Genomic DNA, 12,298 nt, shown 5'->3' with positions numbered 1-12,298 from the left:
CCGGTGGAGCAATCTCCGTACCCGACGGACATTCGGCTCAACGCCAAGGACCGACGTGACGGAGATTTCGCACCCATGCCGACGCCCACCTTGACCCCCGACCAGCTCGATGCCCAGGCCGCTCGCCTCCACGACACCGAGACCTGGCAGCAGATCGTCACCGGCTGGGACCTCACCGCCGCCGAACCCGTCCCCCCCTCCTCCCCCGGCCTCACGGATCGGCCGACGGGCCGTCAGCCGGCCGACTGGCGCGACCTGCTGTCCGTGCCGGTGAATCAGCTCATCGCCGAGTCCGTGCGCGCCCTGCCGGCCACCGCGCCGCGCGAGCGGCCCCTCCCAGGGCGGCTCGGCGCGATCCTCCCCGACCGGCTCCACTCCTGGCGGCGCATCGGGCAGCCCGAGGTGCGGCCCTCCACGCATCTCGCCTACGCACGGCAGATCCTGACCGAGTGGGGCTGGCAGAACACCCCGTACCGGCTTCGCAACGCCCGCGGCGCCCGGTGCGTCTGCGGCGCTCTGCTCACCGCCCATCGCCTGGGCTACGGCTCCCTCGACACCGTGGACCGGGCAGGCGCCTGGCTGGTCGCCGAACTCCGGTCCCGGGGCTGGACCGGTCTGATCGGACCGTGGAACCGCTGCCCGGGCCGTACCGCGGCGGATGCGCTCGCGCTGATCGACGCCACCATCGCCCGCGCCGCCCGCGCCGGGCAGTGAGACGTCCCCGCGGAGCCCCGGACATGGCACTCGACGAGGGTGCGAGGGAACGGCGGCCCGGCCCGTGACCGGGACGCGGCGCCGCGCCTCAGTGACGGGTGAGCAGCGCGTCGACCAGATCGCGCATCGGCCCCGTGAGGTCCTGCGATGTGGCGGACGCGAGCGGCTCCAGACCGCGAGAAGCGCGCAGCACCGTGATGCCGAAGGCCACCGACAGAACGAGTTGGGCCCGCAGGAGAAGTCCTTCACCGTCGGGATCCTCGGGCAGCCAGCCGGCCGCCGAGGCGAGCCGCTCGCTGAACGTGCGCAGCAGGCCGGTACGCATCTGATCGGTGCGCTCGTCGCCGGAGGAACGCAGCAGCAGCAGGAGGGCGTCCCTGGGACCGTCCGTGGCGAGCACGCCCGCGGTGTGACTGACGATGATCTCCGGGATCTGGTCCAGGTCGGCCACCGTGCCCGCCGCGTGGACGAGTTCGTCGATGACCGCCTTCAGACAGGCCTCGAAGAGGCCTTCCTTGGACTGGAAGTAACGATTGATGAGCGCGACGTTGACACCGGCGTCGTCGGCGATGTCGCGCACCGTCGTGGCCGCGTATCCGTCGTACGCGAAGCGTCGGCGGGCCGCGTCGAGCAGGAGCCCGCGGGTCCTGGCGCCGGCACCTCGCCGGGAGGGCGGCGGGCTGTTGTCGGTCGGCGCCAGGGGCGCGGGAGCTGCCTGGGAACTGCTGGCTTTCATGGCTGTCCTCTCTCTGCTCGAACGGTACCGCCCGCACCGTCGTGTAAACAGATGTTGACCTCACTCCCCCGCCTGCCCTAGCTTCCAGGTAAGCAAATGTTTACTTTTGGCTCCGGGCGAGCGATTGATGCCCGGCAGCCCCTCACTTATGGAGTCCCGAATGGACGCCCCCCAGCCCACGGCGCGCACCGGTGGTGTGGTCGCCACGCTGGCCCTCGCCGGCATCACTGCCGCGATCATGCAAACACTGGTCACGCCGCTCATCGCGGAGCTGCCCCAGATCCTGCACACCTCGCCGTCGAACGCGGCATGGGTGATCACCGTCACCCTGCTGGCGGGGGCGATCTGCGTACCGATCTCCGGCCGCCTCGGCGACCTGATCGGCAAGCGCCGCATGCTCCTGGCGTGCTCCGTGCCGCTCGTGGCCGGCTCACTGGTCTGCGCCCTCGCCTCCTCCGTCGTCCCCATGATCATCGGGCGTGGGCTGCAGGGCATGGGCATGGGCATGGTGCCGCTGGGCATCGCCCTGCTGCGCGACGTGGTCCCGGCGGAGAAGCTCAGCTCCTCCATCGCGCTGGTGAGCGCTTCCATGGGCATCGGCGGCGGGCTCGGCCTGCCGATCGCCGCGGCAGTCGCCCAGTACGCCAACTGGCGGGTGCTGTTCTGGGGCTCCACCGTCCTGGCCGTGCTGATCGCCGTCGCGATCTGGTTCGTCATCCCCGACGTTCCGGCCGCCGCCAAGGGTCAGCGCTTCGACGCCCTCGGCGCGGTGGGACTCGGCGCCGGACTGATCTGCCTGCTGCTCGCCGTGTCGAAGGGCGCCAACTGGGGCTGGACCTCGGCGACGACCCTCGGACTGTTCACCGCCGCCGTCGTGATCCTGTTGGCCTGGGGCGCCTGGGAACTGCGCACGCGGGATCCCCTGATCGACCTGCGTACCACGGCCCGCCCCCGGGTGCTGCTCACGAACGTCGGCTCGATCTTCGTCGGCTTCGGCATGTACGCCAGCATGCTGGTCGTGCCGCAGTTGCTCCAGTTCTCGCAGGCCACCGGCTACGGCCTGGGCCAGTCGATGCTCGCCGCCGGCCTGTGGATGGCACCCGGCGGCATCATGATGATGATCGTCTCACCGTTCGGCGGAAAGCTCACCGACGCCCGCGGCCCGAAGTTCACCCTGATCAGCGGTGTCCTGGTGCTGGCCGCCGGGTACGGCCTGTCGCTCGTCCTCATGGGCTCCGCGTGGGGCCTCATGCTGGCCCTCATGGTCATCAACAGCGGCGTTGGCCTCGCCTACGGGTCGATGCCCGCGCTGATCATGAGCTCCGTACCGCTCTCCGAGACCGCCGCCGCCAACGGGTTCAACACCCTCATGCGTTCACTGGGCACCTCGGTCGGCGCCGCCGTGATGGGTGTGGTCCTCTCCCAGATGACGGTCACCATGGGCGGACACAGCTTCACCTCAGAGAGCGGTTTCCGCACGGGCCTGATGATCGGCTGCGGCATCGCACTGGTCGCCGCGGTCATCGCGAGCGTCATCCCGGCGGCCCGTGCCGCCTCGGGCGCCGACGGCAGGAACAAGGCCGCCGCGCCCGAGCAGGCCACGGCCGAAGTCTGATCCGACAGCCGCGCCGTCCGGCAGCCGACGCCGCCCCGGGGGCCGACGCCCACCGGGGCGGAGTCGGCCGGGGCGGAGTCGGCCGGGGCGACACCTACCCGGGCGATATCCACCGGGGCGGTGTCGGCCGCTGAGCACCACCCGCAACACCGGCCGGTGGGGACTCCGGGGTCGCAGGAGCCCATCCGTCGCCGCACGAGCACTGCGGGCAGAAACATCCTTTGACATACCTATCTTTACAGATCTACCATTCGGGCCGTGTCCGATTCCCGCGCGTCCACCCAGGACCTCGACCGTGTGGCCACTGCGCTCACGGCGTGCCTGCCCGTGCTGAACCGGGCTCTCGACCGGCGGGTCGCCCAGGACTTCGCGCGGCCCAAGCCGCCCGAGGGGCAACTCGCGCTGCTGCGCTTCGTATCGCAGCAGGAGGGCGCCACCGTGCGCCAGGCCGCCGACGCCCTGCTGATGCGGCCGAACAACGTCAGCGCCCTCGTCTCCCAGCTCACCGAGCAGGGACTGCTGGAGCGCCGACGGGACGCCGGGGACAAGCGGATCGCCCATCTGTATCCGACCTCGAGGGCACGGCGGGAGCTGGCCGAGGTCCGGCGCCTCGAGGGCGCCCACATGTCCCAGGCCCTCCAGTCCCTCACCGAAGGTGAGATGGACGCACTCGGTTCGGCCCTCGGCGCGCTGACGTCGCTCGCACGTCACCTGCGCCCCGTACCCGCCGCCGAGTAACCCCGCGATCCCCCTGCCGGGGGATGCGACCGACCGCGCGCACGACTGTCTCCGTGCCCGTGGGGATCTCCCGTGCCCGGAGACAGGCCCGCCCCGTCCGCCCCGGCGGGCCGGGCGCGACGCGTTCCACCCTTCCGTGTTTCCCGTAGCACGTCTCCCGTAGCACTCCGCTTCCCACCGCACTCCCGACAGACAAGGCACCTTCATGCCGTCCACCACCGTGGATCACTCATCCCTGCCCGCAGCCTCCCCACCGGAGGCATCGCAGCCCCGCGGCAGGCGCTCCAACCCCTGGCTGACCCTCCTCGCGGTCGCCTTCGGCCTCTTCATGGTCCAGCTGGACGCGTCCGTCGTGGCAATCGCCAACCCGGAGATCGGCCGCGCACTCAAGGCGTCCACCGCGGACCTGCAGTGGGTGACCAACGCCTATCTGCTCGCCCTGGCGGCCTCGCTGATTCTGGGCGGCAAGCTCGGCGACCGCTTCGGACGGCGTACGTACTACGTGGTCGGTGTCGTCGGGTTCACCCTGGCATCGGTCGCCATCGGCCTGTCCGGCTCCGTCGAGGGCGTCATCGCCTTCCGGGCGGCACAGGGCTTCTTCGGCGGTCTGCTGATGCCCAACACGCTGGGCCTGCTGCGTGCGGTGTTCCCGCCGCGCAAGTTCGGTATGGCCGTGGGCATCTGGGCCATGGTCTCGGCGGTCTCGACGGCGCTCGGGCCGATCGTCGGGGGCCTGCTGATCGAGCACGTCACCTGGGAGTCCGTGTTCTACATCAACGCCCCCATCGGCGTGATCGCGGTGCTGGTCAGCGCCGCGGTGCTGCCGCAGAGCAAGAACTCGACCGGCCGGCACCGCTTCGACGTCGTCGGCGTTGTCCTGCTGGCCCTGGGTCTGCTCTGCGTGATCTACGGCGTCGTCAAGGGCGAGACGTGGGGCTGGTCCTCGGCGGGCACCCTGGGGTCGGTCGTCGCGGGTGTGCTGATCCTGGTCGCCTTCGGCTGGTTCGAGACCCGTGTCGCGCACCCGTTGCTGCCGATGCGGCTGTTCCGCAGCCGCGCGCTGACCACCGGTACGGTCATCACCGCGCTCAACTTCTTCGTGATGCTCGGCCTGATCTTCTTCGTGATGCTCTACCTGCAGAACGTGCGGGGCTTCACCCCCGTCGAGGCCGGTGTGCGCACCCTGCCGCTCAGCCTCGCCTCCTTGGTGGCCTCTCCCCTCGGGGCTGCGCTGACCGCCCGTTTCGGGCCCCGGCTCTCCATGCCGCTGGGCATGCTGCTCCAGGCCGCCGCCGCCTTCACCATGCTGACCTGGGACACCGGCTCCTCCTACGCCACGATGTGGCCGCCGTTCGTCGCGCTCGGCCTCGGTGTCGGCATGGTGATGTCCGCCTCCTCCGCCGCAATCGTCGGTCAGGCCCCCGTCGAGGACGGCGGCGTGGCAGGCGGCATCCAGGCCACCGCCCTGCAGATCGGCGGCGCGCTGGGGACGTCCGTACTCGTCTCGCTGATCAGCAGCCGGGTCGGCTCGACGCTCACCGGGGAACTGACCGCGGCGGGCGTCCCGGCGCGTGTGGCTGCCGGGATGGCGGCGGCCAAGGACGCGGTGGCGATGGGGGTCGCTCCGGTCTCGCCCGACATGCCCGCCCGGCTCCGGGCGACCGTTGTGGAAGGCAGCGGCCAGGCGTTCATGAACGGTGTGCACACGGCCGTCACCGTCACCGGTGTCCTCTGCCTGCTGGGCGCCGTCATCGCGACGGCCGGCCTCCGGCGCGCCTCGACGGCCCCGCAGCACTGAACGCCGACGGACGGTGCCCGGCCCGCCCGTGCGGGTACCGTCCGTCCCCTGTCCGGTCGACCGCTTCGCGCGGGCCGGAAGCACCGTGCGTGGTTCCGGCCCGCGCCGTCGTTCACCAGGCGCCGGCGAGGAGCCGGGCAAGCGCACCGGCCTCCGGAGGGCGCGGGTTCGAACCGAGCCTGGCGGGCGACCCGTTCGGCCAGGGCGCGCAGGCCGTCGCTCGGGACTCCCGGCGCGCCGAGCGTGGTCGGTCCGTCATCGCCGCGGGCGAGCCGGCCGATGATGGTGCCCGGGGCGTCGCCGGTGACCGGGGCGTCGCCGGTGATCCACTCAAGACGGGCGGCGGCCTTCCGGGCCGAGGAGGATGCGCGAGACGACCGGTGCCATGGAGCCGGAGTGGAACACGATGTGCGGGCCGAGGACGACGATCTCGCCGCCGGGCAGGTGGATGCCGGTGTTGCAGTCGTTGGCCTCGGCCGCAACGGCCCGCCCGACACCGCTTTCAGAACGGACGGCTGCTGGGCGACGACCGCGTCGCGGAGACCTCACGTGGTAATGATCCCGGTCTTCACGCCCTTGCGCTCGATGAGCACGGTGGTTGCCACGGTGGCGCCGAGGCCGAAGTAGTGGATCCGGTCGAAGAGTCCGCTGCTCTCGACGCCGAGGTCGGCTTCCGCGTGCTCCAGGGCCGAGGTGACGCCGGCGGCGGGTTCGGACGGGGCGGCGACTTGTGGAGGCGCGACGCCCCGATCGTCGAGTACTACGCAGTTGGTGCAGGTGCCGCCGATGCCGACTACGTGGCACGGAACCGGGGCTGACCGACGTGGCCGGGTGACCGTCGTGCCGGGAGACCGTCACACCACCGCCAGGTCGGCCTCCAGCGCACGCGCCGCCGCGTCGAGGACCGCAACCAGTGACCGGAGCCGGTGCGGGTCGTAGCGCACACCGGGCAGGGAAATCGACAGACCCGCCTGCGGAGTGCCGTCCGCGCCGCGCACCGGGACTCCCACGGCAATCAGTCCACGTTCGGAGCGTTCCTGGTTCACGGCGAACCCGCTGCGGCCCACGCGCGCGAGTTCATCGCGGAGCGCCGCGAGGTCCGGGCGGTCCCCGGGGCGGTCGCGGTAGCGCTCGGGGGCGTACACCTCGTCCAGCTGGGACTCGGAGAGCCCGGCAAGGAGCAGCAGTCCCGCGGTCGTGCGGTGGGCGGGGAAGACCATGCCCTCCCGGGAACCGACGCGCAGCGCCTGCGTGCACTCGACGCTGGCAATGAACCGGGCCGTATCGCCCGTGCGGATGGTCAGGTTCGCCGTCTCGTCCAGCAGATCAACCAGTCTGTGCAGGTGAGGCAGTGCGGCAGCCCGCAGCAGGGACACCTGCGACTGGGAGTGCGCGGCCAGCTCGAGTACCGGGCCCGCCCGGTAGACCCGGTGCTCGTCCTGCACGGCGAAGTCCCGGTAGACGAGCATGGCCAGCAGCCGGTGCGCGGTGGACCTGGCCACCCCCAGCCGCTCGGCGACCTGCGTGACCGTCTGGCCGCCTTCCATCTGCAGCATGGCCGCCGCCCTGAGTGCGTGATCGACGCTGGTGATCGCGTACGGCGGTGGCGTCTTGAGTGGCTTGTCCAAGGTGAGCCTCGATTCTGCTCTCCAGAATCTACATGTCTTCATGGAGAACACGACGCACCGCTGAGCTCTGTGACTCACTCCTCCATCGCTGCAGACACCACCCAGTGCTCCCCGTCCGGCTGAAGGCCCTTCCGGCAGCGCAACGCGGTCATGCGTGGCCGGGACACCTACGACTACGGGTTCACCGACCGGATGTACGGCTCCACGGCGCCGACCTCGGACGAGGAACCGGCCATGTTCACGCCCATACCGCCGCCTTCCGCCCGAGCCGGAGGCCGCTCCTCCGGAGAGCGGGACTCCACGCCCCTCGCCGCCCCCCGGGGACGTCCGGGCGTTCAGCCGCGCGCTGATCCGATCGGCGGCGGCCATGGCACGGCAGGGGCTCGAATCGGTTGTCCCGGCGCTCGGGCGACCGCTGCTCACCCAAGCGCGCGATGGCATGGGCGGCACCGGAACCACGGATTCGGTTCTCGCCCGTTCCTTCGGCGACGGCACCGGTTTCGGCCACCGTCCCACCCCGCTGCCCCAGCCCTCCACCCCGGGCACCCCCCACAACCGTGCTCCTGAGTCCCGCGCTTGTGTCCTCCGTGCCGCACGAACGTCGCCCCACGTACCGGCCGCCCGGTGCGTCCGACGCCCGCACGAGCGTCGTCCCACGTATCCGCCACGCCGCGCAAAGCCTCCCGCGCACCCGCCGCACCGCGTACCGGCCGCCCCGCACGAACGTCCGCCGGAACCGCCGGTCAGAAGGGCTCGTCCAGCCCTTCCGTGTCCTCGCCCTCCTCTTCCAGCGCCTGCCGCACCACGCGCAGGGCCATCCCGTCCCCGTACCCCTTGCGGGCGAGCATGCCCGCGAGGCGGCGCAGCCTCTTGTCGCGGTCCAAGCCGCGAGTGGACCGCAGCTTGCGCTCAACCAGCTCACGGGCGGTCATCTCCTCCTGATCGGAGTCGAGCTGCCCGACGGCCTCGTCGATCACTGCGGAGTCCACCCCCTTGGTGCGCAGCTCACGGACGAGAGCACGGCGGGCCAGCCCTCGGCCATGATGCCGGGACTCCACCCAGGCGTCCGCGAATGCGGCGTCGTCGATCAGCCCGACGTCCTCGAAGCGCGACAGCACTTCTTCGGCCGCCGCATCCGGGATCTCCCGCTTTCGCAGGGCGTCCGCGAGCTGCTTTCGGGTGCGCGGGGTCCCGGTGAGCAGCCGCAGGCAGATGTTGCGCGCCTGCTCGACAGGGTCTTGCGGCTCCCCCTTCTCGGCCCTCGACGAGGAAGGGGAGCCGCTGCTCCTGGAACGGGAACGGGCACGACGCCCCGCCCCCTCGCCGAATCCGGCGCCCGAGCCGTCGTGACCGGGACCGGCCTCCGGCTCGTACGCACCCTCGGACCCGGCCGTGTGTCCGGCGGCGAATTCGGGACCGGGACCGGCGCCATGGTCGTCGGCGCTGACCGGCCACTCCGTACGACGCGTCACGGTCTAGCTCTTGGCCGCCGCGGTCTTGGCCGGCTTGCTCTTGCCGGCCGGAGCGGGCACCGACTTCGCGCTGTCGGCCGGAGCCGTGGCGCCGCCCGCCGCATCCGCACCGGTCTCGGCGGCATCGGCATCCGGCCTTACCCCGACACCCAGCTTCTCAAGGATCTTCTTCTCGATCTCATTGGCGAGATCGGGGTTGTCCTTGAGGAAGTTGCGGGCGTTCTCCTTGCCCTGGCCGAGCTGGTCGCCCTCGTACGTGTACCAGGCGCCCGCCTTGCGGACGAAGCCGTGCTCCACGCCCATGTCGATCAGGCCGCCCTCGCGGCTGATGCCCTGGCCATAGAGGATGTCGAACTCGGCCTGCTTGAAGGGCGGCGCGACCTTGTTCTTCACGACCTTGACGCGGGTCCGGTTTCCGACGGCGTCGGTGCCGTCCTTCAGCGTCTCGATCCGGCGGATGTCGAGGCGCACCGAGGCGTAGAACTTGAGCGCCCGGCCACCGGTCGTGGTCTCCGGCGAGCCGAACATCACACCAATCTTCTCGCGGAGCTGGTTGATGAAGATCGCGGTGGTCTTGGACTGGTTGAGCGCGCTGGTGATCTTGCGGAGCGCCTGGCTCATCAGGCGGGCCTGCAGACCCACGTGCGAGTCGCCCATCTCGCCCTCGATCTCCGCGCGCGGCACGAGCGCCGCGACGGAGTCGATGACGATCAGGTCGAGGGCGCCGGAGCGGACCAGCATGTCCACGATTTCGAGCGCCTGCTCACCGTTGTCCGGCTGGGACAGGATGAGGCTGTCGATGTCGACGCCGAGCTTCTTCGCGTACTCGGGATCGAGGGCGTGCTCCGCGTCGATGAAGGCCACCGAGCCGCCGAGCTTCTGCGCGTTCGCCACGGCGTGCAGCGTCAGCGTCGTCTTACCGGAGGACTCCGGTCCGTAGACCTCCACCACACGGCCGCGCGGCAGGCCGCCGACGCCGAGAGCCACGTCGAGGGCAGTCGACCCGGTGGGGATCACCTCAATGGGCTCGTTCGGCCGCTCACCGAGGCGCATCACCGCGCCCTTGCCGAATTGCCGTTCAATCTGTGCGAGTGCGGCGTCCAACGCCTTCTCGCGGTCGGTTCCTGCCATGGGTTCCACCCGATTTGCTTGAGTCGATCGCTTCACGTCAAAGACGCTAACCCCTGCCACTGACAATGGGCCTCGACGTCCTCCCGGCCTGTGGACAACTCCACGGTCGGGCCCGGGAAAACCCGGCCAGATTCCCATGAGAATGGATGTTCGATTTCGCTGTCAAGCGCACCTCACGGGGCCGACCAGCCCTGAAGGATTCCACCTGCCCTACGGCTCACAGCCCACGGAGGAACCGAGCCGTGCGGCCCGCGGCGGCAGCGATACTCGGCTTTCGGTCCAGGGTCGACCCCGGGGAGCGAGTGCCGCGCCGGCTCGGGAGGCTGTAGCGGTTGACCAGGATCCATGCGGTACGTGTGGCGTCCTCCGCCCTTGCGTGGCCGGTGGCAGGCAGGCCACGGACCCCGGTCAGGTAGCGCGTGATCTGTTCCCCAGAGATGTATTTGTTGCCGCGCCCGGGGTACTTCGGGACATAGACGGCGAGGTAGTCGGACATCTGTCGCTCGTCCTCTGCCGCTGCCGCTGCCGCCGAGAATTCCCTTGAGCCTGTCCCCGATTGAGCCAGTCCCCGATCGTGGACCCGATGCTGTGATCACCGTCGCCCCAGAAGCCCGGCACATCCGGACGCGGAAGGATGTCGACGAGATCGGCCAGGCGTGCGAGGTCGGGATCGTCATCAAGAGTGATGGTGCCGTGCACGGTTTCTCTCCAGTGGACGATGCGTGGGCGCCCTGGACAGGGCTGCTGCCGCAGATCATCAGGTTCCTCGCGCGACAACACGCCGCTTGCCGGGAAGACTGCCCGGCTCCCCGCATGCGATGGCTGAGAACACCCACAGACCGTGACGGCCGCGGGCAGGGCAGGCGGCCGCTGGTTACATTCACAAGCCGGGCAGCCGCTACGGTGCTGCTGTGATGATCAACGGGGAGGACACGGCATCCGGGACCGCGCTGTTGATCGCGACGGCCCCGGCCGGCAAGAGCTGTCTCATCGACGCAACCAGCGTCCTGCCCACGCTCGCGGCGGTCCCGACCAGCATCCTGACCGGCACGACGGCGGCCACCATCGTCGAACTCGCCGACCCGACCGACCCGCAGACCGTCCTGACCCGCATCCGCGCCGCAGCCGCCGCACCCGGCCCGCTCTCCCTCTACATCACCGGACAACTCCACCTCGACCACAAGCAGCGCCTGCTCCACCTCGCACTCGCCCGGACCACACCGACCACCCTGCGCTACACCGGACTGCCCTGGCACTGGCTGGCCGGCGAACTCAAACTGCGCCGACCGGGCACCACCACCGTCGTCATTGACGTGGTCGCCACCTCGGACGCCTGGCAGCAGCTCCGTGCCGGGGGTCTCGCTCTCGGCTACGGAATGCGCGTATACGGCCGCGTCACCCCGCCGCCGCCCCGCCGGCGAATCGCGGAACCGACCTACCTGAAGGCCCTCGCCACCACCTGGCGCAGCGGCCTCAACCCGCCGCTCGCCCAGCTCCACGAACAGGCCGCCCAGGCCGGCCCCGACGACGCGCTGTTCCTGGCCGTCGACGACACAGCCGTCCCCACCCCTGCGGCGTCGGCTGTCCAGGTACCGAACCGGCCACACAAGGAGCCTGCACCTGTTCCAACGGCGCCGGCTCCGGTTTCGGAAAGCACCGAGGTGGCCGAAGAGGATCCGCTACCGACGATCATTGCCGCCGCCCGTGCCGGGCGGCACGGCGAGGCCGCGTCGCTCGCAGCCATGTGGGAGGAATGGGCTCTGCGTACCTACGGCGCGGGCTCCGTACAGGCCATCCACTGGCTGGAGGTCCGAGCCGACCTCGCTCGTCTCGCCGACGATCCGGCGCTCAGCTGCGAGCTGTGGATGGCTGCCGCCAACGCCCGCCTTGCCCGGCAACAGCCCCCGGGCGACCCCGCCGTCGAAGACGCCGTGGACCGCGCCCACCACCAGTGGCAGGAGCTTTTCGACCCGCAGCGGGCCCGGGAACTCGGCCCGCTCCTGGTCTCATTGCGCCGCCACGTACCCGGCCGACGTTCCGGGGCGGTCGAAGCCGTCCAGCGCCGACTGGAGCTACTGCACACCATGCCCCCGTCGGGGCACGACGTGCGGCATTCCGACATGAACGGGGTCGTCCCTCTCGCGCCCGGGTAGGGCCTTTTGAGCTGGTCCTTCAGAACAGCTCTGCTTGCTCTTGGCGCGGGTTCTGCGGCCGTCAGTCGATGTGCGCCTTGACGAGGGACATAGAGGCCCCCCGCTGCAGGTCGACCTCGCGACGATGACAGCGAACGTCGCCCAGGCCATCAATGGCACGCGCTCAAGGTTCGACGGCACAGGACAGCCCTGATGAGTCCGCCGCACCGGCACGCCCCTGATGTCCCGTCTCCAAGAGATTGGTCCCGTCTCAAGTGATCTGGTCCGATTCACCTTGGGTCTCAGGTGAGCTGGTCCGCTCCTATCGGTCTGG

12 protein-coding genes are annotated in these 12,298 nt (G+C 70.5%); 5 read left to right on the top strand and 7 right to left on the bottom strand.

The window, feature by feature from the left end:
* Positions 1 to 75: 75 nt before the first annotated feature.
* Positions 76 to 714 (top strand): hypothetical protein, encoded by a 639-nt coding sequence (locus tag OG936_RS26680; protein WP_406498003.1) that lies wholly within the window; start codon positions 76 to 78, stop codon positions 712 to 714.
* Between the two features lie 88 nt (positions 715 to 802).
* Here OG936_RS26680 and OG936_RS26675 read toward each other — a convergent pair whose 3' ends face one another.
* Entirely contained in the window at positions 803 to 1,450 is a 648-nt protein-coding gene (locus OG936_RS26675; RefSeq protein WP_406498001.1) for a TetR family transcriptional regulator, read from the bottom strand.
* Between the two features lie 160 nt (positions 1,451 to 1,610).
* On the opposite strand from OG936_RS26675, the gene OG936_RS26670 reads away from it, so the two are divergent.
* The 3 genes from OG936_RS26670 (at position 1,611) to OG936_RS26660 (ending at position 5,601) form a co-directional block, all read left to right on the top strand.
* Positions 1,611 to 3,065, top strand: a complete 1,455-nt coding sequence (locus OG936_RS26670) for an MFS transporter (RefSeq protein WP_406497999.1) — start codon at positions 1,611 to 1,613, stop codon at positions 3,063 to 3,065.
* Between the two features lie 258 nt (positions 3,066 to 3,323).
* Complete coding sequence (locus tag OG936_RS26665; RefSeq protein ID WP_406497997.1) at positions 3,324 to 3,803, top strand: MarR family winged helix-turn-helix transcriptional regulator; 480 nt, start codon at positions 3,324 to 3,326, stop codon at positions 3,801 to 3,803.
* 205 nt (positions 3,804 to 4,008) lie between these two features.
* On the top strand, positions 4,009 to 5,601 hold the full coding sequence (locus tag OG936_RS26660) for an MFS transporter (protein ID WP_406497995.1): 1,593 nt from the start codon (positions 4,009 to 4,011) through the stop codon (positions 5,599 to 5,601).
* A 330-nt stretch (positions 5,602 to 5,931) separates the two neighbouring features.
* Here the strand turns inward: OG936_RS26660 and OG936_RS26655 are convergent, their stop codons facing one another.
* From OG936_RS26655 to OG936_RS26630, 6 genes are all read right to left on the bottom strand, one after another.
* Positions 5,932 to 6,150 carry a hypothetical protein gene (locus OG936_RS26655; protein WP_406497993.1) on the bottom strand — a complete coding sequence of 73 codons (219 nt, stop codon included), beginning with the start codon at positions 6,148 to 6,150 and terminating at the stop codon, positions 5,932 to 5,934.
* A complete protein-coding gene (locus tag OG936_RS26650) occupies positions 6,147 to 6,389 on the bottom strand; it encodes a hydantoinase/oxoprolinase N-terminal domain-containing protein (RefSeq protein WP_406500625.1) in 243 nt (80 codons plus the stop codon). The genes OG936_RS26655 and OG936_RS26650 overlap by 4 nt, the downstream gene beginning before the upstream one ends.
* A 66-nt stretch (positions 6,390 to 6,455) precedes the next feature.
* A complete protein-coding gene (locus OG936_RS26645) occupies positions 6,456 to 7,229 on the bottom strand; it encodes an IclR family transcriptional regulator (protein WP_266749092.1) in 774 nt (257 codons plus the stop codon).
* A 743-nt stretch (positions 7,230 to 7,972) separates the two neighbouring features.
* On the bottom strand, positions 7,973 to 8,701 hold the full coding sequence (gene recX, locus OG936_RS26640; RefSeq protein ID WP_406497991.1) for a recombination regulator RecX: 729 nt from the start codon (positions 8,699 to 8,701) through the stop codon (positions 7,973 to 7,975).
* A 3-nt stretch (positions 8,702 to 8,704) separates the two neighbouring features.
* Positions 8,705 to 9,832: a recombinase RecA gene (gene recA / locus OG936_RS26635; protein WP_383758902.1), complete on the bottom strand. Its 1,128-nt coding sequence runs from the start codon at positions 9,830 to 9,832 to the stop codon at positions 8,705 to 8,707.
* A 217-nt stretch (positions 9,833 to 10,049) separates the two neighbouring features.
* Positions 10,050 to 10,328, bottom strand: a complete 279-nt coding sequence (locus OG936_RS26630) for a hypothetical protein (protein WP_406497989.1) — start codon at positions 10,326 to 10,328, stop codon at positions 10,050 to 10,052.
* 418 nt (positions 10,329 to 10,746) lie between these two features.
* On the opposite strand from OG936_RS26630, the gene OG936_RS26625 reads away from it, so the two are divergent.
* Complete coding sequence (locus OG936_RS26625) at positions 10,747 to 11,985, top strand: hypothetical protein (protein ID WP_406500623.1); 1,239 nt, start codon at positions 10,747 to 10,749, stop codon at positions 11,983 to 11,985.
* Positions 11,986 to 12,298: the final 313 nt, after the last annotated feature.

Source organism: Streptomyces sp. NBC_00846 (assembly GCF_045207325.1).
Classification (GTDB): domain Bacteria; phylum Actinomycetota; class Actinomycetes; order Streptomycetales; family Streptomycetaceae; genus Streptomyces.
Note: the sequence above shows the minus strand (reverse complement) of the source record. Positions and strands in the feature narration are given on the sequence as shown.

Excerpts from the sequence above, each read along its gene's own strand:
- OG936_RS26680 (WP_406498003.1), top strand. The coding sequence starts at position 76 with ATGCCGACGCCCACCTTGACCCCCGACCAGCTCGATGCCCAGGCCGCT.
- OG936_RS26675 (WP_406498001.1), bottom strand. The coding sequence starts at position 1,450 with ATGAAAGCCAGCAGTTCCCAGGCAGCTCCCGCGCCCCTGGCGCCGACC.
- OG936_RS26670 (WP_406497999.1), top strand. The coding sequence starts at position 1,611 with ATGGACGCCCCCCAGCCCACGGCGCGCACCGGTGGTGTGGTCGCCACG.
- OG936_RS26660 (WP_406497995.1), top strand. The coding sequence starts at position 4,009 with ATGCCGTCCACCACCGTGGATCACTCATCCCTGCCCGCAGCCTCCCCA.
- recA (WP_383758902.1), bottom strand. The coding sequence starts at position 9,832 with ATGGCAGGAACCGACCGCGAGAAGGCGTTGGACGCCGCACTCGCACAG.
- OG936_RS26630 (WP_406497989.1), bottom strand. The coding sequence starts at position 10,328 with ATGTCCGACTACCTCGCCGTCTATGTCCCGAAGTACCCCGGGCGCGGC.
- OG936_RS26625 (WP_406500623.1), top strand. The coding sequence starts at position 10,747 with ATGATCAACGGGGAGGACACGGCATCCGGGACCGCGCTGTTGATCGCG.